Raw genomic sequence first — 20,181 nt, 5'->3', positions numbered from 1 at the left:
CTATAATACTTTGCAATATTCTTCTCCCCTTCCACTATATTCACTTATACATATCTCTTTAAAACATATTCCCTAACCTGCTTATCTATGTCTAAAACTTGTTGTAAATCTGGATTTTTCACATGTGGAAACTTATTCATGGCATCTTCTATTATTTCTTCAATCTGTAGATACTTAATCCTTTCATCCAGGAATAATTCTACTGCAATTTCATTAGCTCCATTATAAATTGCCGGCATATTGCCACCAAGTTTTCCTGCTTTAAATGCTAATTCTAAGCATCTAAAAGTGTTTATATCGGGCTGTTCAAAGGTTAGACTTGAAACAGTTTTAAAATCTAACTTATCTGCTATAGCTGTCCTTCTCTCAGGATAGCTTAAGGCATATTGGATAGGTAACCTCATATCTGTGCTTCCTAATTGAGCAATAATTGAACCATCTTTATACTCTACCATGGAATGTACAATACTTTGTGGATGAACTATAACTTCAATGTCATCATAGCTAACTCCAAATAAAAAGTGTGCTTCTATAACTTCTAATCCCTTGTTTACCAAGGTTGACGAATCTATAGAAATCTTTCTTCCCATGTTCCATTTAGGATGTTTTAGAGCCTCTTTAGGGGTAATTCCCTTCAAATCATCTCTAGTTTTACCTCTAAATGGCCCACCTGAAGCAGTAAGTATTATCTTATTTATATCTTTTTTTTCATTACCTTGAATACATTGAAATATAGCTCCATGCTCTGAATCCACTGGAAGAATTTTAACACCATTTTCCTTTGCCTTTGCCATAACTATATCTCCAGCAACTACTAAGGTTTCTTTATTAGCTAATGCTATATTTTTCTTAGCTTCAATAGCCTTAATAGTTGGTTTCAATCCTGCAATTCCTACTACAGAAGTCAAAACTGTATCTATTTCTTTTAAAGTAGCAACTTTTTCTAGCGCTTCTTCTCCACCAAATAGGTTTACTTGTTTATTTTCTCTTTCACAGTACTCCTTTATAGCTTCATAACATTTCTTATCTGTTATACCTATATATTTTGGACTAAACTCTTCTATAATATCCACTAATCCTTTAAAGTTTCTATGAGCTGTAACCCCTATTAGGTTTACTTTATTTTCTTTATTTCTTATTATATCTAACGCCTGTGTTCCAATGGAACCAGTAACTCCAAGTATGCTTATGTTTTTCACTGTTAACGCTCCTTTAATTTTATCTAAAAACATTATACCCTATAATATGTAATAATACAAAATACTAATAGTTAAATTAATTTTAATACTAATAGCTAAAATAATTTTAATACTAATAGCTAAATTAATTTTAAAGAATCAAAATTTTAAAAGGGATTTCCCAAAACAAGCTACTCTTAAGTAAATGTTGAGCATCACTTATCTTATTCCTGCTCAGTACTTAAAGACTTGTAATTTTTTTGAGAAATCCCTTAAATTAATAATACCTTAATAATTTCTTATAATTACGCTACAAAAATATTAATATAATAATATACCACCACAGATACTAGCAATATACTATCGAACCTATCTAATATACCACCATGTCCAGGAATCAAATTTGAGTAATCCTTAACACCCGCATGTCTTTTTATTGAAGATGCCACCAAGTCTCCACACTGCCCAAAAATTCCACCTAATAGACCAATTATCATATAGTTATATAGTGGGACTACTACTCCAAATTTAGTTATGATATATCCATAAATTGTACATCCTAAAATACTTCCTATAAGTCCACCTATGGCTCCCTCTATGGTTTTTTTAGGGCTAACCCTTGGATTTAATTTGTGTTTTCCGAGATATCTACCAAAATAATAAGCTAAAGTATCACATCCCCATGAGGATATAAATATAAGCCATATGAAGAAGTTACCATTTTCCATATTGTTGAGTAATAATATAAAACTAAAAAATATGCCTACATAAAAACAAGGTAATATGGTCAATGCTACATCAATGAAGTTTCTACCAGTATCAAATACAGGAACTATCATTAAAAGGAATACTACAAGGATAAATACACCCACAGCAACGTTTAAATTAAATCCATGTCCTAAATAGATATAATAAAGTAAACATAATAAATATCCTACTATAGATATAGGTTTATATCCATCCACTTTGCTTACCTTATAAAATTCATACATTCCACCAAGGGATAATAAAACTACAGAAATCTTTAAAAAATACCCCCCTAAAAATATAAATAGTAATAGAGGAGCTAATATCATTGCCCCTATATATCTTTTATTCATTTGCCTCACCTCTTACTATACTCCACCAAATCTTCTATCTCTCTTTTGAAAATCACCAATCGCTCTTCTCAAATCTTCTTTTGTAAAGTCAGGCCAATTTATATTGGAAAACCAAAATTCAGAATAAGCACTTTGCCATAATAAATAATTACTAAGTCTTAATTCTCCACTAGGCCTTATAATAATATCAGGATCTGGCATACCACTAGTATACAAATGGTCTGATATGATCTTATCATCTATGTTATCTATTTGTAACTTTCCTTCTAATACTTCCTTGGCTATTTCCTTAACCCCTTTTACAATCTCATCTCTTCCTCCATAATTTAAGGCTATGTTAAGAGTTAAACCTGTATTATTTCTAGTTTTATACATTGCATCCTCTACGGCAGCCTTTGATTTTTCAGGAAGTTTACTTATATCTCCTATAGAATTAAGTTTCACATTATTTCTATGTAGTTCCTCAAATTCCTTATTTATAAACTCTACTACTAAGTCCATCAAAGCTCCTACTTCTTCTTTTGTTCTCTTCCAATTTTCTGTTGAAAAAGCATATAAGGTTAAATATTTAACTCCCAGATTACTAGACTCCTCCACCATCATTTTAATATTTTTCATACCAGCTCTATGCCCCATAGTTCTTGGAAGTTTTCTTTGTTTAGCCCAACGACCATTCCCATCCATAATTATAGCTATATGGGCAGGGATTCGTTCCATATCTAATTGTATTTTTTCTTTAATTGTGTCTTTTTTAAACTTAAATATATCCAAAATATACCTCTCCATTTCAAGTAATCATGATGCTATTATATCACAAATACATAATAATAAAACCTGCAATATTTGCAGGTTTTATCTTACATATTATACTGACATTATTGACTTTTCTTTTTCTTCTATAGCCTTATCAATTAATTTGATAAACTTATCAGTTTCTTTTTGAATCTGATCTTCAGCTTTTTTAGATTCATCTTCGCTGATTTCACTATTCTTCTTTAAGTTTTTAATCTTATCATTTGCATCACGTCTTATGGATCTGATAGCAACCTTAGCATCTTCACCACATTTTTTAACTGATTTAACTAAATTTTTTCTAGTCTCTTCAGTTAATTCTGGAACAATTAGTCTAATAACCTGACCATCATTACTAGGATTAATACCTAGATCTGATTTTAAAATTGCTTTTTCTATATCTTTCATGCAACTTTTGTCCCATGGTTGAATAAGAAGAACTCTTGGCTCTGGAGCAGATATGTTCCCTACTTGGTTAAGAGGTACCATTGTTCCATAACTTTCTACTAATATTCTATCAAGCATTGTAGGGTTTGCTCTTCCAGCTTTTAATGTTCCAAGCTCATTTTGTAAGCTTAAAATAGTTTTGTTCATTTTCTCATCAGCATTTTTAATGATATCTTTTACCATAAAATTACCTCCATCAATTATTTACATATATTAGATGATACTAAAGTACCAATATTTTCACCTTTTACCGCTCTTATAATATTATGAGGCTCATCTAAACCAAATACTAGAATAGGTATTTGATTATCCATACATAGGGATGTAGCAGTAGAATCCATAACCTGCAATCCTTTTTCTAATACCTCAATATAAGATAAATTATTAAACTTAACTGCACCCTCATGTTTATGAGGATCTTTATCATATACCCCATCAACTTTTTTAGCAAGCAAAATAACTTCAGCTTCTATTTCTGCTGCTCTTAAAGCTGCTGTAGTGTCTGTGGAGAAATATGGATTTCCTGTTCCTGCTGCAAATATTACAACTCTTCCCTTTTCAAGATGTCTCATTGCTCTTCTTCTAATGTAAGGCTCTGCTATTTCTCTCATTTCAATAGCTGTTTGAACCCTTGTATTAACACCTATAGCTTCCAAGGAATCTTGTAATGCTAAAGCATTTATACATGTAGCAAGCATACCCATATAGTCCGCGGTAGTTCTATCCATGCCTTCACCACTTCTACCTCTCCATATGTTGCCGCCACCAACAACTGCACCTACTTCAACACCCATTTCAACTAACTTCTTAATTTGTAAAGCAATAGTGTTCGCTGTATCAAAATCAATGCCATACCCCTTCTCTGACGCTAATGCCTCTCCTGAAAGTTTAAGCATGACTCTTTTATATTTCGCAGTTTCCATATATATATTATACCTCCAACTCAATATATTTACACCATATTTTTGTATTTAATCAATTAATAACTAAAATTAACCATAGAAATTACATTAGATACTTCAATGTAAATATGACTTTCTCTAGTTACATAATTATTATAATACATGTAGATTTTAAAAAAAGAGAACCTAGGTTCTCTTTAATATTATCTTGTATTATTTTCCTTGCATTTGTCTTTGAACTTCTTCAGCAAAGTTTTCTTCTTTCTTTTCGATTCCTTCGCCTCTTTCAAATCTTGCAAACTTAACAACTTCCATAGTTGCTCCAAGTTTCTTTCCTTCTTCTTGAAGATACTTGCTTATAGTGTAATCTCCATTTTTAACCCATACTTGATCTACTAAGCAAACTTCTTTGTAGTATTTGCTTATTCTTCCCATAACCATTTTTTCAACTATGTTTTCTGGTTTTCCTTCGTTAAGAGCTTGAACTCTGTAAATTTCTTTTTCTTTTTCTAAAGATTCATTGTCTACTTGATCTTTGTTTAAGAATAATGGGTTAGCTGCTGCTACTTGCATTGCTACATCTTTAGCAACTGTTTTTAATACTTCATCTTGTTTTTCACAAGCTAATTGAACTAAAACACCTATTTTCCCATTTCCATGGATATAGCTTTGAATTATTCCATTGTCAACTACAAACTTTTCAAATCTTCTAACAGACATGTTTTCACCTAATTTTGCAATTAGAGCTGTAACAGCGTCTTGAAGAGTTATGCTTTCATCTCCAACATATTTTTCTGCTAATAATCCTTCTACAGTAGTTACATTAGTAGTTGCTGCCATTTTAGCTACATTTGCTGCTAATGCTTTAAAGTCATCGTTTGCTGCAACGAAGTCAGTTTCACAGTTAACTTCTACTACAGAACCTATTTTCATATCTTCTGATATATAAGTAGTAACTATACCTTCAGCTGCTATTCTTCCAGCTTTTTTAGTTGCTGCTGCTAATCCTTTTTCTCTTAAAACTTCTACTGCTTTTTCCATATCTCCATTTGTTTCGCTAAGAGCTTTTTTACAATCCATCATTCCTGATCCAGTTCTTTCTCTTAACTCTTTTACCATTGCTGCTGTTATCATCTTTATTCCTCCTTTAATTTCCTAACAAAAAGGTAAATGAAAGATTTCTCTCTCATCTACCTTTAAAATTTCATATGTTTTACAACCATAGATGAGGCTGTTTGAAATTTACTTAGAAAGTTGCTATATTATTCAGCTACTTCTTCACCTTGTCTTGCTTCAATTATAGCATCAGCTAATCTTTCAGTTATTAATTTAACTGCTCTTATAGCATCATCATTTCCTGGGATTACATAGTCAACATCATCTGGATCACAGTTTGTATCAACTATTGCTATTACAGGAATTCCTAATGTTTTAGCTTCAAGTATAGCATTTTTTTCTTTTCTTGGATCAACTATAAATAAAGCTCCAATATTCTTAGCATCCATGTTTCTAATTCCGCCAAGGTTCTTTTCTAATTTTTCTCTTTCATTTTTAAGTTGAATAACTTCTTTTTTAGGAAGAACATCAAATGTTCCATCTTCTTCCATTTTATCTAAAGCTTCAAGTCTACCTATTCTTGTTTTAATAGTTCTGAAGTTAGTTAACATTCCACCTAACCATCTGTTGTTTACAAAATGCATGCTTGATCTGATAGCTTCTTCTTGGATAGCTTCTTGAGCTTGCTTTTTAGTTCCAACAAATAATATATCTTTTCCTTCTTCTGATACTGATTTTATGAAATCATATGCTTCATCAATTTTCTTAACTGTTTTTTGTAAGTCAATGATATAGATACCATTTCTCTCAGTGAAGATGTATGGAGCCATTTTAGGGTTCCATCTTCTTGTTTGATGTCCAAAATGAACACCTGCTTCTAATAATTGTTTCATTGAAATAACTGCCATTTTAATATACCTCCTGGTTTTTTCCTCCACTACCATCATTTTTATTAAATACTCCTTAAAGCACCTTTTAATAAATTCAGTAGTGTGTGTATTTTCTTACCTTGTGTATTATATCACATAGAAAATCAATGTTCAACAAATTTATTTCTAAATAACAAGGTTAATTTTAAATTTTTATTATTTAAAATTCTGTTAATACAATAATTATAATTTTTCATAATTAATATATATTAATTCTAGAATTTTAAAAGATAGATCCCTGAAACCCGCATGGATAGAACAAATAGTTTACATTATAACTGTTTAACTAGACAACTATTTTAAAAGTTTCCTAGAAAACTTTTAAAATACATGTGAGTATTGAAAGAATCCTCTTTATTAAAAATAAAAATCCTTTATCAGGATTTTTATTTTTAATATTTTTCTACATATTGTATTAAATTATTTAAGCTTATTTAATTCATCTATTAATTTCTCATTTAGAATCTTTATGTGAGTACCCTTCATTCCTAAAGATCTAGATTCTATAACTCCAGCACTTTCAAACTTTCTAAGAGCATTTACTATAACAGATCTAGTTATTCCAACCTTATCTGCTATTTTAGATGCAACTAAAAGTCCTTCACTACCATCAAGTTCATTAAATATATGTTCTACGGCTTCTAACTCTGAATAAGATAATGTTCCTATTGCTAATTGAACTATAGCTTTTTTTCTTGCTTCTTCTTCTATTTCATCAGTCTTAGCTCTTAACATTTCCATTCCTACAATAGTACCACTATATTCTGCAATAACTAAATCATCTTCAGTAAACTGGTTAGAAAATCTTGATAACAATAAAGTTCCCAATCTTTCTCTATTCCCATTAATAGGAACTATAGTTGATAACATATCTTTAAAGTCACATTGAACTTCTCCATTAAATACACAAATACCACTGCTTGGCATATTTGCCTTTGTCTCATCTATATTTAGCAGTTTAGCATTATATTGCTCTGGAAATCTTTTATTTTCAACTACTTGTTCTTTAACTTTATCGCATTCAAATCCATAGGAAAGATTATATCCTAAAACTTTCCCCTTTCTACTAATAACATATACATTACAATCTAACACTTCACTTAGAAGTTCACATATATCATCAAAAACTACTGGTTCTGAACCTGACTTTTGTAAAATCTTATTTAATTTTCTTGTTTTTTCTAATAATGACATCACTATTCCTCCTTCTTCTTTTTTCATTTTTCATAATGCTATTTATCACTGCAACCTTTTAAATAATTCAAAATATTCTTTTCTTTCACAAATTTTAGAATTGTTTCGTTGCCATATACCATCATAACATATAGAATTTATTCTATCAACATGTTTTTTATTAATTTTCGACATATTTAACCTATTTTTAAATTAAATTTTACTTCAAGGTAATTTTTAACTAATATAACCCATTTTATTTATTATCTGTTAACTCCTTATGTTTACATTCTGAGTTAATACATTCTAAATAATCACCTTTTGCTTTGCTATATCTTTTAGCCATTACACTTCCACACTGAGGGCACTTCTTTTCTGTAGGTTCATGCCAACTTACAAAATCGCATTGCGGATAATTTCCACATCCATAAAATATCTTACCTTTTTTGCTTCTCTTTTCTAAAACATTTCCTCCACACTTAGGACACTTTACGTCTAATTCTCTAGCCATGGTCTTTGTATTTTTACACTCTGGATATCCTGGACATGCAAGAAACTCACCAAATCTTCCTTGTTTTATCACCATAAGTCTTCCACATTTATCACATGGTATGTCAGATACCTTATCTTCTATAGTTATCTTAGCTATTTCTTTTTCGGCTATTTCTATAGCTTCCTTTAGTGGTACGAAGAATTCTTCTACTACAGATTTCCAATTAGCATTTCCTTCTTCTATGCTGTCTAGTTTACTTTCCATTTCAGCAGTAAATTCTACATCAACTATTTGTTTAAAATATTCACTAACTATATTATTAACTATGAATCCTAATTCCGTAGGAAATAATACCTTCTTTTCTCTATCTACATATTTCCTGCTTAATAAGGTGGTAATTGTAGGTGCATAAGTACTCGGTCTACCTATTCCATTTTCCTCTAAAGTTTTAACTAAGGATGCCTCTGAAAATCTTGCTGGAGGTTGAGTAAAATGCTGTTTTCCATCTACAGATTTTTCTATTAACTTTTCATCTGTATTTAAAGTTGGTAATTTTGCATTTTCATCCTCATCTTCATTATCTGTAGCATAGATTTTAGTAAACCCATCAAATCTCACCTTAAATCCTGAAGCTTTAAATAAATACTCCCCATTGCTTATTGAAATTGATGTAGTATCAATTATTGCAGACTCCATTTGGCTAGCTACGAACCTATTCCAAATTAAAGTGTAGAGCTTTAATTGATCATTGCTTAAGGTTTCCTTAGCAATTTCTGGAGTAATCTCTACATTAGTGGGTCTTATAGCTTCGTGAGCATCTTGTGCTCCCTTCTTACCTTTGTAAGCTCTTTTAACCTTTGGTGCATATTTATCTCCATAGATATTTTTTATAAATTCAAGAGTAGCTCCCTGAGCCTCCTCTGATACTCTTACTGAGTCTGTTCTCATATAAGTAATAAGACCGATAGTTCCATGTCCTTTAATTTCTATACCCTCATACAACTGTTGTGCTGTTGCCATGGTTTTTTTAGTTGAAAAGTTTATTTTTCTATAGGCATCTTGTTGAAGAGTACTAGTAGTAAATGGTGGTAGTGGATTTTTAGATTTAGCTGTATCTTTTATATCTTTAACCACAAATTCACCTTGCTGTACAACTTTTATAATATTATTAGCTTCTTCTTCCTTATTTATAATAATTTTTTTTCCTTTTTTACTATGCAATTTCACTGTAAAGGTTTTTGTTTCTGCTAATTTAGATACTTTTGCTTCCACAGTCCAATATTCTTCTGGTACAAAAGCTTGAATTTCCTTTTCTCTATCGCATATTATTCTAAGAGCTACAGATTGTACTCTTCCGGCACTTAATCCCCACTTTATTTTTCTCCAAAGTATAGGACTTATCTCATATCCTACTAATCTATCTAATACTCTTCTAGCCTGTTGAGCATCAAATACATTTTCATTTATCTTTCTTGGAGATTTTATGGCATTTTTTACAGCACTTTTTGTGACCTCATTGAACTCTATTCTACATGACTCTTCAGTGTCTATTTTTAATATGTTAGCTAAATGCCAAGATATAGCTTCCCCTTCTCTATCAGGGTCAGTAGCAAGATATATTTTTTCACTTTTTTTAGCTTGCTTCTTAATCTTATCTAAAAGTTCCCCTTTACCTCTAATAGTTATGTATTTTGGTTCATAATTTTTTTCTATATCTACCCCTAACTGACTTTTAGGTAAATCCCTTACATGACCCATAGATGCTTCTACTACATAATTTTTTCCTAAATACTTCTTTATGGTTTTCGCTTTTGCTGGCGACTCAACTATGACTAATTTTTGCCCCATTCTAACCCCTCCATTATAGCTTATAATTTTTTACTTTATTACATATTTATAAGCACCATGCAGATTTCTCATAATCTTTTTATTATATATAAAATCCTACATCCTACTATATTTTAAAATATTATTATCTCATTGCAAGTCATAATATACAAACCTTATTAAATATTTCATAAAATTTTAACTATTTATTAATTCTAACATAAAAGTTTCCACTTAAACATAAAATCTCCTCTTTTACTTGCAACTCAAATAATAACTTATATAATCGATTAATGTCAACATCAACTAATTTAATTATTTTATCAATGTGTATAGGATTATCATCTATAACTTGATATATTCTTTCCTCTAATTTGCTTTTTACAGTAGTTATATTTTTATTATCTATGGAAACTCTAGAAATATTCAATAAATTTAACACATCTTCTATGTCTGTATAAACATAGGCACCATCTTTTATTAATTTATTGGTCCCTTTACTTTCACTGGAGAATATACTCCCTGGCACAACAATTATATTTTTCCCTTGCTCTAAAGCTGCTCCTACAGTAATTAGCGTCCCACTTTTTTCTCCGCCTTCAGTGACAACTAACAATTCACACATACCACTAATAATTCTATTTCTCATTGGAAAATTTCTACTTAAAGGTGGTGTTCCCAAGGGAAACTCACTAATTATACAACCACCGTTTTCTAAAATTTCATGGTAGAGTCTATAGTTTTCTTTAGGATATATAACATCAATTCCACTACCTAAAACTGCAATTGTATTAATGTTGTTCTTTATTGCGGCCCTATGAGCTACAGAATCAATACCTTTAGCCATACCACTTACAATATTTATTTCATAAGGACTTAACTGTTCCACCATACTATTAGTTACGTCTATCCCATATCTAGTACACTTTCTAGAACCCACAATAGAGATATTCTTTTTTTCATTAACCGTTGAAATATTACCCTTGTAAAATATACCAAAAGGTGCATCCTCATACTGCAGTAAACTTATAGGATAATCCATATCATAAATAGTGCAAATATGTATATCCTTAATGGATTTACATTCTTCAGCAGCCAACTCTTCAATTTTTATATATGACTTTTGAAACTTTTCTACAATTTTTTTAGGCAATAGTGTCATATTATCATTAATCACCATTTTTCTCAAGGTATCAAAATCATGATATTCATCATAAATGTATTTTTTCATATTATTAGATACTTCCGTAGTAATAATCCATAATTTAAATAAATCGACCATCTATACTCTCCTAATTCTTTATATTATATCTTCCCTTATGTACTTCCTATATTGAAGTGCTTCAATAATATGATTTTCTTCTATGGATTTATTACCATCTAAATCCGCAATAGTTCTAGCTACTTTTAAAATCCTATTATAAACTCTAGTACTAAGTCCGTATTTTTTATAGGTATATTCAAGAATCCTATTAGAATCCCCATTAAGCTTACAGTACTTTTTTATATGACTAGAAGACATATTGCTATTATATTTTATATGTTCATTCCTAAATCTTTCACTTTGTATCTCCCTTGCTCTTTCTATCCTAAGGGCCATAACCTCTGATTTTTCTTCTTTTTTATCACTATTTATAGTCTCATAGGATATGGAATTTACTGGAGTGAAAATATCTATTCTCTCTAATAAAGGTCCAGATAATCTAGATAAATATCTTTTCACTTCACTATCACTACATTTACATAACCTTGTTTCACTTCCATACATCCCACAGTTGCAAGGATTCATAGCTGCCACAAGCATAAAATCCGCTGGATAAGTTATTGTTCCATTTACTCTTGAAATTCTTACCCTCTTATTCTCTAAAGGCTGTCTTAGAACTTGAAGAGCCCTTTTATCAAACTCTAATATTTCATCTAGGAATAACACTCCATTGTGAGCTAAAGATACTTCTCCTGCTGAGGGGTTTCTGCCACCACCAATTAAAGCAGTACTAGTAATTGTATGATGAGGATTCCTAAATGGTCTATTTCCCATTAATCCCTCTTCCTTAAGCTCTCCACTAATACTATATATCTTCGTAACCTCTAGAGCTTCGTCATCGGTAAGAGGCGGCATAATAGAAATAACCCTCTCTGCCAGCATAGTTTTTCCCGATCCTGGAGTTCCATACATAAGTACATTATGATTTCCTGCTACAGCAACCTCCAATGCTCTTTTAGCTGCTTGCTGTCCTATGACATCTTCAAAATCTAATGGACAATTATTATTTTTATACTTTTCTCTACTGGTAAATGTATAGGGTTTTACATCCTTATAAGTAAAAAGATGAATTACCTCACTCAAATTCCTAATAGGATATATATTGGCTTCTTCAATACAAGCACATTCATCTTTATTTTCAATAGGTACTATATAGTTCTTTACGCCATGTTTTATACCTTCAATTACAATGGGAAGAGCCCCTTTAATTTTATTTACATTTCCATTTAAGGACAACTCACCCATAAATATAAAATTATCTGGCTCTTCTAAGAAAAGTTGATTAGTTGCTAAAAGAATTCCTACAGCTATAGGCAAATCATAGTGTGAGCCTTCCTTTCGTATATGAGCTGGAGCTAAATTTATAGTTATTCTACTAATTGGAAAATCTAAAGAAGAATTGGTTATAGCTGATCTAACTCTATCCTTAGATTCTTTTACAGCAGTATCCCCTAAACCTACAATATTAAAATTAGGTAACCCATAGGTGATATCTACCTCTACATTAATTAATATACCTTCCACTCCAGAAAAGGCTGCAGTCTTTATTTGAATTGACATAATTTCACCCTCTAAATATAAATTTCCAACTTTAATAGTGTAAGTATTGACCATTGAATTTAGAATAAATCAACTTTGTAAAAATTTTAATTAAATGAAAGTTTAGCTTTGGATTGTATTGTCTAAGATGTAGACAGAGTTCTTTGCATTAAAGGGAGTTTTAAATGAAGATTTTAAATAAAACTATAGGTAATTATGGAGAAAATCTAGCTAGAGAATATATTGAAAAAAAGGGATATATAATATTAGAAGAAAACTTTTTATGTAAGTTAGGGGAAATTGATATTATAGCTAAGGATAATAATTATATTTGCTTTATAGAGGTAAAAACTCGATCTAGCAAAAGATACGGTACCCCATTAGAAAGTATCACTAATGCTAAAAAAAGAAAATTGTATAAAACTGCACAATATTATATTTGTTTAAAAAATATACATAAATCTTATTTTAGATTTGATGCCATAGAGGTAACACTGATTTCTCCTGGTGAACCCCCTAATATTACACTGATTAAAAATGCTTTCTAAAAAGTAAATACCTGAATAAAAAAGTAATTAGATAACTTTTTTATTCAGGTATTTTTTATTTTATTAATTATTTGTTAAGTATATTTTTCAGAAAACTTTCTCTATGAATTGGACAGCTACCATGACAAATTATTGCATCTATATGTTCTTTGGTACCATATCCTACATTTTTATCAAAGTGATATTGTGTATACTTCTTACTATACTCTTCCATTAAATTATCTCTATATACTTTAGCTATTATAGAGGCACACGCAATGGCAGCACTTTTAGTGTCTCCTTTAATTACAGCTTCATTTCTAAGGTTAAATTCTCTTATAGTATATCCATCTGATAATACTATATCAGGAGTAACTTTTAGTTCTCCCACAGCCATCTTGAAAATTTCATTGTTACAAAATCCTATACCTTCTTTATCTATTTCTCCGTTGGTTTTTAGGGCTATAGAATAACTTATTGCTTCTTTTTTTATTATATCACTTAACTCTTCTCTTACTTCTTTAGTTAACTTCTTGGAATCATTTATTCGTAATATTAAATTCCTTGAATTATTGTCAAGAACTACTGCAGCAGCAACTATAGGACCTGCTAAGGGACCTCTTCCAACCTCATCTACACCAGCTACAATATCATATCCATAGCTTTTATCAAAATCATATAATTTTTCTACTCTAGCATATTCATTTTTATAATGCTCCACATATTTTCTTAGGGTTTCTCCTAAAGCTCTTACATTTTTCCTATGATCATTGTTTAATACTTGATATATAGCTTCATAATCTGCTTCATGGCTACTTACATCTTTTAATGACATAAACCCACGGACAGAAGATTTTATATCGTTAAATCTCATAGTTTTAATTTCTTTTAAAAAATTTATACTACTCATATTTATTTTCTGTATCAGGTACCTCTAGTGAAATAGGACCTAACTTTCCCCCCCTAAATTCATCTAATAGCATTACAGCTACTCTATTATAATCTATGTTGCCCCCTGAAATTATAGCACCTCTTTTTTTACCTATGTTATCCATATTAGTAAGAGGATTTTCGTCTAATTCTTTAAGCTTATATCTCTCCACTAGCCTTGATCCATGGGTACTTTGAAGTCTTTCTATAAGCTTTAATGCCAATTCCTCAACATCCATTATTTCATCCTTTATAGCTCCAGTAAAGGCTAAATTAAGCCCTACTGTATCGTCTTCAAATTTAGGCCATAAAACCCCTGGAGTATCCATAAGTTCTATACCCATCTTTGTTTTTATCCATTGTTTACTCTTTGTAACACCAGGTCTATCTCCCGTTTTAGCAGCACTGTTTTTTGCCATCCTATTTATAAATGTAGATTTTCCTACGTTAGGGATTCCTACAACCATTACTCTAGTAATAACATTTACTACGCCTTTACTTTTAAGTCTGTCATGCTTCTCTTTTAAAAGCTCTTCTAGAGTGGGTTTAATTTTGTTAAGCCCTGATCCTGTAAGGCAGTTAACAGACAATACTCTAGTTTTATCGTCTGATAATTTATTTACCCACTTTTTTGTTACATATTCTTCACTAAGATCGCTTTTATTAAATAATATTATTCTAGGTTTCTCACTACAGATATCTTCAATGTCTGGATTAGAACTTGAATAAGCTATTCTTGCATCACGAATTTCTATTATTGCATCTACTAACTTTAAATTTTCTTTTATTTCTCTTCTGGTCTTTGCCATATGTCCAGGAAACCAGTTTATACTCATTTATCTCACTCCTAAGAATTTTATAATTAGATATATTAAATTAACTATTTTAGTATTCACCACATTTACAATAAATACTTCTATATGTGTAATAAAAAAAGGGACTATCTAGCCCCATTTTCTTACATTCTCTCTTTTACTTTAGCAGCCTTACCTACTCTATCTCTTAAGTAGAATAATTTAGCTCTTCTTACTTTTCCTCTTCTAACTACGTCGATTTTTTCTATAACAGGCGTATTTATTGGGAAAGTTTTTTCAACTCCAACTCCTGATGCAAATCTTCTTACTGTAAAAGTTTCTCTAGCTCCACCATTTTGTCTTTTAAGAACGGTACCTTCAAATATTTGAACTCTTTCTTTGTTACCTTCTTTGATTCTGATGTGAACTTTAACTGTATCTCCTACATTGAACTCAGGTAAGTCAGTTCTTAATTGTTCTGCTTCTATAGCTTTTATTATATCTAACATTGTGCATTCCCTCCTAAAATTTATTATGACGTTCTTACTCACATTGGGTGACAGAGGACCGCCCGTACTAGCACAATCCTCATTTTATCACATAATATTTCAATGTGCAATATTATTTATCCTTTTTATGATGATTCTCCAGCAGCTTTTTATCTTCTTTAGTCAGTTCTACATTTTTATATAAGTCCCTTCTTCTCTCCTTTGTAATCAGTAATGATTTAAGCCTTCGCCACTTTCTTACATTTTCGTGATGCCCAGATATTAATACCTCTGGAACTTCATCTCCTTCAAAGGAAAAAGGTCTTGTATATTGAGGATATTCTAATAATCCTTCATAAAAGGATTCTTCTTCATAACTCTCATTACAGGATAGAACTCCTGGGATCATTCTAGCAATACTATCAACTACAGGTATGCAAGCCATTTCTCCCCCTGTTAAAACAAAATCCCCTAGAGAAATTTCCATATCTATATATTTATATACTCGCTCATCTATACCTTCGTAATGACCACATAAAAATATTAACTCCGCCTCTTTGGCAAGTTCTTTACATAACTCTTGATTTAAAGTCTTACCTCTAGGACCTAAAAATATAACTTTTCCTTTATTATTTTCTTTTAGATGTTTTATGGAGTTTACAATGGGTTCTGGGGTCATCACCATGCCTGCTCCACCCCCATAAGGGTAATCATCAACCTTTTTATGTTTATTAGTAGAGAAGTCTCTTATATTAGTAGTATTTATAGATAATATTCCTTTTTCCATAGCATTTCCTATGATACTATGATTAAATACCTGAAACATCTCTGGAAATAAAGTTAAAATATCTATCTTCATTATTCAGACCATACCTTCACTGGTTTTATTACAATTTTATTATTTTCTATGTCTACTTCTTCTACAATTGTCTTTAAAGCAGGAACTAGCACGTCTTCTTTGCCTTCTGATTTAACCCAATATACATCATTACTTCCCGTTGCAATAACATCATATACTTTCCCTAATTCTTCTCCATCTGTATCATAAACATAACAATCCATTAAATCTGCAACATAGTAGCTACCCTCTGGTAATTTTATAGCATCTTCTCTTTTTACTTGAAGATATTTATTTCTATAAAGTTCGGCTTCTTCAATAGAGTCAATTCCTTCTATTTTTAATATAGCTCTATCCTTTTGAAGCTTAACTGATGTAATTTTTATTTCTTTATCATCTATGTATACCTTATCTAATTCTCTAAATCTTTCTAAGCTATCTGTTAGAGAAAGTACCTTAACTTCTCCTCTTACTCCATGGGGCTTAGTTATCTGCCCAACGCTCATCAATTCCCTCATCATATATCTCCTCACTATTTAATTACTTAATATTATTAACAAAAAAAATTTTCATAAACTCTGTTTATTATAATAATTCTTTGTAATTCTTGTCAACTACAATATATAAAAAAAATAAGAGCTAGGTATTCCTAACTCTTATATTATTTCTACAACAACTCTTTTATTTTCTTTAATCGCTGCTGCTTTAACAACAGTTCTAATAGACTTAGCTATTCTTCCCTGTTTTCCAATTACTTTCCCCATATCTTCTTCAGCAACCTTTAATTCTAAAATTATAGAATGCTCTCCAGCAATTTCATTTACTTGCACTGAATCAGGGTTATCAACTAATGACCTTGCAATAATTGTAAGTAATTCTTTCATGGATTGCGCCTCCAATCAATTAAACTTTCCTATTTTATTCCTGCATTGTTGAAAAGTCTTTTAACTGTGTCTGTTGGTTGAGCTCCATTTTTTACCCATTTAACTGCTTTCTCTTCATCGATTTTAACAGTTACTGGCTCTGTAGTTGGATTGTAGTATCCAATCTCTTCAACAAATCTTCCATCTCTTGGAGATCTTGAATCAGCAACAACTATTCTGTAGAAAGGAGCTTTTTTAGCACCCATTCTTCTTAATCTTATTTTTACTGCCATTATATTTTCACCTCCTTCAAAGGTTATGTGTATTTGAACTTAGAAAGGTAATTTTCCAAACAAGCCTTTTTTACCAAATTTACCAGCCTTGCCTCCCATGCCCTTCATCTGTTTCATCATTTTTTTCATCATCTCGAAGTCTTTTAAAAGTTTATTCACTGCTTGAATGTTAGAACCTGAACCATCGGCTATTCTCTTCTTTCTAGATGGTGAAGAAGATACTATACTTGGATTTTTTCTTTCCTTGGCAGTCATGGAATGTATTATTGCTTCCATCTTTCCCATGGCCTTTTCACTTTGTGAAAAGTCTACGCCTTTTAATTCCTTTGCATTAAAGCCTGGAATCATTTCAACTAACTTGCCCATAGGTCCTAAATTTTTCATTTGATTCATAGTCTCTAAAAAGTCCTCAAGATTGAATTCTTGATTCATCATTCTGTTACCGAGTTCTGTAGCTTTCTTCTCATCGATAGCTGATTGAGCTTTCTCAATCAAAGAAAGTACATCTCCCATACCAAGTATTCTTGATGCCATTCTCTCTGGGTGGAAGATTTCCAAATCTGTCATCTTCTCTCCCATACCTACATATTTTATAGGTTTTTCAGTGATTGCCTTAATTGATAGTGCAGCACCACCTCTGGTATCACCATCCAACTTGGTAACGATAACGCCTGTAATATCTAGTGTATTATTAAAGGTTTCAGCTACATTTACTGCATCTTGACCTGTCATAGCATCTACAACTAATAAAATTTCTGATGGATTTATTGAAGCTTTTATATCTTCAAGTTCTCCCATTAGCGCTTCATCTATGTGAAGTCTTCCTGCTGTATCCACGATAACTACATTAGCTCCAATGCTCTTAGCATGTTCAATGGAAGCTTTTGAAATATCTACTGGGCTATTTTTATCTCCCATAGTGAATACAGGTACATCTATTGACTTTCCTACAACTTGTAGTTGTTTTATAGCTGCTGGTCTATAAACGTCACAGGCTACTAGTAATGGCTTTTTATTGCTTTTTCTAAGATTTAGAGCCAGCTTTCCTGCCATGGTTGTTTTACCTGCACCTTGGAGACCAACTAACATTATCATTGTTATTCCACTGTTGACAAATTCTATTTTCTTTTCAGTGGTTCCCATTAATTCAGTTAATTCTTCATTAACTATTTTAACTACTTGCTGACCTGGTGTTAAACTTTCCATGACTTGATCACCAAGACATTTTTCACTGACAGACTTTACAAAGTTTTTAACAACTTTATAATTTACATCCGCTTCTAAAAGAGCAAGTTTTACTTCTCTCATAGCCTCTTTAATATCTTTCTCTGAAAGCTTACCTTTACCCTTTAGCTTTTTTATGGTCTCTTGTAATTTGGAAGATAGTCCTTCAAAAGCCATATGAAAACCTCCTATACATTCTCTTCTATATCTTTAATTATATGGTCTATTTCTTTTTTTATATTTTCTTCAGAAGTAGTACCTTTTAACCCTTTTAATTTGTTAATAATTTCAGTCTTAGAGTTTTCTATAGCTAAGGTTTTTTTCATTAAGTGAAGTTTACTTTCATACTCTTCTAAAAGATTACCACATCTTTTAATTAAGTCATGAATTGCTTGCCTACTAGTATTATTAACTTCTGCTATTTCTGATAGAGATAAGTCATTATTATAATATAAATCCATAATATCTCTTTGTTTATCAGTAAGTAATGAGTTATAAAAATCTAGTAAAATTGATATTTCAACTCTTTTTTCCATATAATCACCCAACTCACAAAACTTATATTAACAAATTAATTTTAAGCTGTCAAGTATTTTTACTTAACAGTTAAAATAAAGCTTCTACAAAATCCCTAGAATTAAATTCTTGAAGATCATCTATACCTTCTCCTACTCCTATATATCTAACTGGAATATTTAAAGTATGTTTTATAGAGATAACTATACCACCCTTAGCTGTACCATCTAGCTTTGTTAGAATTATACCATCTATAGGACATACCTCCATAAATTGTTTTGCTTGAATAACTGCATTTTGTCCAGTAGTAGCATCTAAAACTAGTAAAGTTTCCTTTTTAGCTTCTCCATACTCTCTATCGATAACTCTATTGATCTTTCCAAGTTCATCCATAAGATTTTTCTTATTATGAAGTCTACCTGCAGTATCACAAATTAACACATCAACTTTTCTAGCCTTTGCAGCCTGTACTGCATCGTATATAACAGCTGCTGGATCTGAACCTTCTTGATGTTTTATCATATCCACATTAGCTCTATTACTCCAAACTTCTAATTGATCTATAGCTGCCGCTCTAAAAGTATCTGCTGCTGCTAATAAAACCTTATAATTATTATTTTTTATTCTAGCAGCCATTTTTCCAATGGATGTAGTTTTTCCTACTCCATTGACACCAATGACTAATCTTACTTCTGGTGTTGATTCAGGTATTATTGAGGTTTCATAGTCTCCTAGCATATCCATAATTATAGATTTCATAGCTGGAAGTATCTCTTCAGTATCATTGATTCTTTCAGAAACAACCTTTTTTCTAAGCCTTTCAATAATTTCTACTGAGGTTTCTACCCCTATATCGCTAGTTATTAATACTTCTTCTAGTTCTTCATATAAATCATCATCTATTGTAACTGCAAGTTTTAATACTTGAGTCACTGCATCATTTATAGTATTTCTAGTTTTGCTAAGCCCCTGTTTTAACTTATCAAAAAATCCTCCAAACATATTAAG

Annotated in this window: 22 protein-coding genes; 1 reads left to right on the top strand and 21 read right to left on the bottom strand. The window is 31.0% G+C overall.

Annotated elements, in window-relative coordinates:
* Positions 1-44 precede the first annotated feature (44 nt).
* The 11 genes from ACTNBA_RS01180 to ACTNBA_RS01130 form a co-directional block, all read right to left on the bottom strand.
* Positions 45-1,199 carry a 1-deoxy-D-xylulose-5-phosphate reductoisomerase gene (locus ACTNBA_RS01180; RefSeq protein ID WP_441071888.1) on the bottom strand — a complete coding sequence of 385 codons (1,155 nt, stop codon included), beginning with the start codon at positions 1,197-1,199 and terminating at the stop codon, positions 45-47.
* A gap of 284 nt (positions 1,200-1,483) precedes the next feature.
* On the bottom strand, positions 1,484-2,278 hold the full coding sequence (locus tag ACTNBA_RS01175) for a phosphatidate cytidylyltransferase (RefSeq protein ID WP_441071886.1): 795 nt from the start codon (positions 2,276-2,278) through the stop codon (positions 1,484-1,486).
* A gap of 15 nt (positions 2,279-2,293) precedes the next feature.
* The gene (gene uppS / locus ACTNBA_RS01170; RefSeq protein ID WP_441072144.1) at positions 2,294-3,052 is read right to left on the bottom strand and encodes an undecaprenyl pyrophosphate synthase; all 759 of its coding nucleotides are present in this window, start codon (positions 3,050-3,052) and stop codon (positions 2,294-2,296) included.
* Between the two features lie 90 nt (positions 3,053-3,142).
* Positions 3,143-3,700 carry a ribosome recycling factor gene (gene frr, locus ACTNBA_RS01165; protein ID WP_035132788.1) on the bottom strand — a complete coding sequence of 186 codons (558 nt, stop codon included), beginning with the start codon at positions 3,698-3,700 and terminating at the stop codon, positions 3,143-3,145.
* A 17-nt stretch (positions 3,701-3,717) separates the two neighbouring features.
* A complete protein-coding gene (gene pyrH / locus ACTNBA_RS01160) occupies positions 3,718-4,440 on the bottom strand; it encodes a UMP kinase (RefSeq protein WP_035132786.1) in 723 nt (240 codons plus the stop codon).
* Positions 4,441-4,632: 192 nt separating this feature from the next.
* Positions 4,633-5,553, bottom strand: a complete 921-nt coding sequence (gene tsf, locus ACTNBA_RS01155; protein ID WP_035132784.1) for a translation elongation factor Ts — start codon at positions 5,551-5,553, stop codon at positions 4,633-4,635.
* Positions 5,554-5,681: 128 nt separating this feature from the next.
* Positions 5,682-6,383, bottom strand: coding sequence for a 30S ribosomal protein S2 (rpsB, locus tag ACTNBA_RS01150; protein WP_035132782.1), 702 nt, complete (start codon positions 6,381-6,383; stop codon positions 5,682-5,684).
* A 441-nt stretch (positions 6,384-6,824) separates the two neighbouring features.
* Entirely contained in the window at positions 6,825-7,601 is a 777-nt protein-coding gene (codY, locus tag ACTNBA_RS01145) for a GTP-sensing pleiotropic transcriptional regulator CodY (protein WP_035132780.1), read from the bottom strand.
* Positions 7,602-7,833: 232 nt separating this feature from the next.
* Positions 7,834-9,918 (bottom strand): type I DNA topoisomerase, encoded by a 2,085-nt coding sequence (gene topA / locus ACTNBA_RS01140; protein WP_441071883.1) that lies wholly within the window; start codon positions 9,916-9,918, stop codon positions 7,834-7,836.
* Between the two features lie 181 nt (positions 9,919-10,099).
* Positions 10,100-11,179, bottom strand: a complete 1,080-nt coding sequence (dprA, locus tag ACTNBA_RS01135) for a DNA-processing protein DprA (RefSeq protein ID WP_441071881.1) — start codon at positions 11,177-11,179, stop codon at positions 10,100-10,102.
* 18 nt (positions 11,180-11,197) lie between these two features.
* Positions 11,198-12,721, bottom strand: a complete 1,524-nt coding sequence (locus tag ACTNBA_RS01130; RefSeq protein ID WP_441071879.1) for a YifB family Mg chelatase-like AAA ATPase — start codon at positions 12,719-12,721, stop codon at positions 11,198-11,200.
* Between the two features lie 164 nt (positions 12,722-12,885).
* On the opposite strand from ACTNBA_RS01130, the gene ACTNBA_RS01125 reads away from it, so the two are divergent.
* Positions 12,886-13,248, top strand: coding sequence for a YraN family protein (locus ACTNBA_RS01125; RefSeq protein WP_441071877.1), 363 nt, complete (start codon positions 12,886-12,888; stop codon positions 13,246-13,248).
* Between the two features lie 67 nt (positions 13,249-13,315).
* Here ACTNBA_RS01125 and rnhB read toward each other — a convergent pair whose 3' ends face one another.
* The 10 genes from rnhB to ftsY all read right to left on the bottom strand — a co-directional run bounded on the left by rnhB (position 13,316) and on the right by ftsY (position 20,175).
* On the bottom strand, positions 13,316-14,062 hold the full coding sequence (gene rnhB / locus ACTNBA_RS01120) for a ribonuclease HII (protein ID WP_441072142.1): 747 nt from the start codon (positions 14,060-14,062) through the stop codon (positions 13,316-13,318).
* Positions 14,063-14,129: 67 nt separating this feature from the next.
* Complete coding sequence (gene ylqF, locus ACTNBA_RS01115; RefSeq protein WP_441071875.1) at positions 14,130-14,993, bottom strand: ribosome biogenesis GTPase YlqF; 864 nt, start codon at positions 14,991-14,993, stop codon at positions 14,130-14,132.
* Between the two features lie 122 nt (positions 14,994-15,115).
* Complete coding sequence (gene rplS, locus ACTNBA_RS01110) at positions 15,116-15,460, bottom strand: 50S ribosomal protein L19 (protein WP_035132767.1); 345 nt, start codon at positions 15,458-15,460, stop codon at positions 15,116-15,118.
* A 112-nt stretch (positions 15,461-15,572) separates the two neighbouring features.
* The gene (gene trmD / locus ACTNBA_RS01105) at positions 15,573-16,298 is read right to left on the bottom strand and encodes a tRNA (guanosine(37)-N1)-methyltransferase TrmD (RefSeq protein WP_441071873.1); all 726 of its coding nucleotides are present in this window, start codon (positions 16,296-16,298) and stop codon (positions 15,573-15,575) included.
* Complete coding sequence (gene rimM / locus ACTNBA_RS01100) at positions 16,298-16,795, bottom strand: ribosome maturation factor RimM (protein ID WP_441071871.1); 498 nt, start codon at positions 16,793-16,795, stop codon at positions 16,298-16,300. The genes trmD and rimM overlap by 1 nt, the downstream gene beginning before the upstream one ends.
* Positions 16,796-16,933: 138 nt before the next feature.
* Complete coding sequence (locus ACTNBA_RS01095; protein WP_035132761.1) at positions 16,934-17,161, bottom strand: KH domain-containing protein; 228 nt, start codon at positions 17,159-17,161, stop codon at positions 16,934-16,936.
* Positions 17,162-17,190: 29 nt separating this feature from the next.
* Positions 17,191-17,433 (bottom strand): 30S ribosomal protein S16, encoded by a 243-nt coding sequence (rpsP, locus tag ACTNBA_RS01090; RefSeq protein WP_035132758.1) that lies wholly within the window; start codon positions 17,431-17,433, stop codon positions 17,191-17,193.
* A gap of 39 nt (positions 17,434-17,472) precedes the next feature.
* On the bottom strand, positions 17,473-18,834 hold the full coding sequence (gene ffh / locus ACTNBA_RS01085; protein WP_441071868.1) for a signal recognition particle protein: 1,362 nt from the start codon (positions 18,832-18,834) through the stop codon (positions 17,473-17,475).
* A gap of 11 nt (positions 18,835-18,845) precedes the next feature.
* Complete coding sequence (locus ACTNBA_RS01080) at positions 18,846-19,193, bottom strand: putative DNA-binding protein (RefSeq protein ID WP_346848355.1); 348 nt, start codon at positions 19,191-19,193, stop codon at positions 18,846-18,848.
* A gap of 70 nt (positions 19,194-19,263) precedes the next feature.
* Positions 19,264-20,175 carry a signal recognition particle-docking protein FtsY gene (gene ftsY, locus ACTNBA_RS01075; RefSeq protein WP_035132751.1) on the bottom strand — a complete coding sequence of 304 codons (912 nt, stop codon included), beginning with the start codon at positions 20,173-20,175 and terminating at the stop codon, positions 19,264-19,266.
* Positions 20,176-20,181 lie beyond the last annotated feature (6 nt).

Source organism: Clostridium sulfidigenes, assembly GCF_052067195.1.
Classification (GTDB): domain Bacteria; phylum Bacillota; class Clostridia; order Clostridiales; family Clostridiaceae; genus Clostridium_J; species Clostridium_J sulfidigenes.
This window is presented reverse-complemented; position numbering and strand designations above follow the sequence as displayed.

What these genes read in the sequence shown, in the direction of transcription:
- ACTNBA_RS01095 (WP_035132761.1), bottom strand. Translation starts at nt 17,161, where the DNA reads ATGAAAGAATTACTTACAATTATTGCAAGGTCATTAGTTGATAACCCT.
- ffh (WP_441071868.1), bottom strand. Translation starts at nt 18,834, where the DNA reads ATGGCTTTTGAAGGACTATCTTCCAAATTACAAGAGACCATAAAAAAG.
- dprA (WP_441071881.1), bottom strand. Translation starts at nt 11,179, where the DNA reads ATGGTCGATTTATTTAAATTATGGATTATTACTACGGAAGTATCTAAT.
- ACTNBA_RS01130 (WP_441071879.1), bottom strand. Translation starts at nt 12,721, where the DNA reads ATGTCAATTCAAATAAAGACTGCAGCCTTTTCTGGAGTGGAAGGTATA.
- ylqF (WP_441071875.1), bottom strand. Translation starts at nt 14,993, where the DNA reads ATGAGTATAAACTGGTTTCCTGGACATATGGCAAAGACCAGAAGAGAA.
- rnhB (WP_441072142.1), bottom strand. Translation starts at nt 14,062, where the DNA reads ATGTCATTAAAAGATGTAAGTAGCCATGAAGCAGATTATGAAGCTATA.
- rimM (WP_441071871.1), bottom strand. Translation starts at nt 16,795, where the DNA reads ATGAGGGAATTGATGAGCGTTGGGCAGATAACTAAGCCCCATGGAGTA.
- rpsB (WP_035132782.1), bottom strand. Translation starts at nt 6,383, where the DNA reads ATGGCAGTTATTTCAATGAAACAATTATTAGAAGCAGGTGTTCATTTT.
- topA (WP_441071883.1), bottom strand. Translation starts at nt 9,918, where the DNA reads ATGGGGCAAAAATTAGTCATAGTTGAGTCGCCAGCAAAAGCGAAAACC.
- ACTNBA_RS01125 (WP_441071877.1), top strand. Translation starts at nt 12,886, where the DNA reads ATGAAGATTTTAAATAAAACTATAGGTAATTATGGAGAAAATCTAGCT.
- rpsP (WP_035132758.1), bottom strand. Translation starts at nt 17,433, where the DNA reads ATGGCAGTAAAAATAAGATTAAGAAGAATGGGTGCTAAAAAAGCTCCT.
- frr (WP_035132788.1), bottom strand. Translation starts at nt 3,700, where the DNA reads ATGGTAAAAGATATCATTAAAAATGCTGATGAGAAAATGAACAAAACT.
- pyrH (WP_035132786.1), bottom strand. Translation starts at nt 4,440, where the DNA reads ATGGAAACTGCGAAATATAAAAGAGTCATGCTTAAACTTTCAGGAGAG.
- trmD (WP_441071873.1), bottom strand. Translation starts at nt 16,298, where the DNA reads ATGAAGATAGATATTTTAACTTTATTTCCAGAGATGTTTCAGGTATTT.
- tsf (WP_035132784.1), bottom strand. Translation starts at nt 5,553, where the DNA reads ATGATAACAGCAGCAATGGTAAAAGAGTTAAGAGAAAGAACTGGATCA.
- ACTNBA_RS01175 (WP_441071886.1), bottom strand. Translation starts at nt 2,278, where the DNA reads ATGAATAAAAGATATATAGGGGCAATGATATTAGCTCCTCTATTACTA.
- ftsY (WP_035132751.1), bottom strand. Translation starts at nt 20,175, where the DNA reads ATGTTTGGAGGATTTTTTGATAAGTTAAAACAGGGGCTTAGCAAAACT.
- ACTNBA_RS01080 (WP_346848355.1), bottom strand. Translation starts at nt 19,193, where the DNA reads ATGGAAAAAAGAGTTGAAATATCAATTTTACTAGATTTTTATAACTCA.
- rplS (WP_035132767.1), bottom strand. Translation starts at nt 15,460, where the DNA reads ATGTTAGATATAATAAAAGCTATAGAAGCAGAACAATTAAGAACTGAC.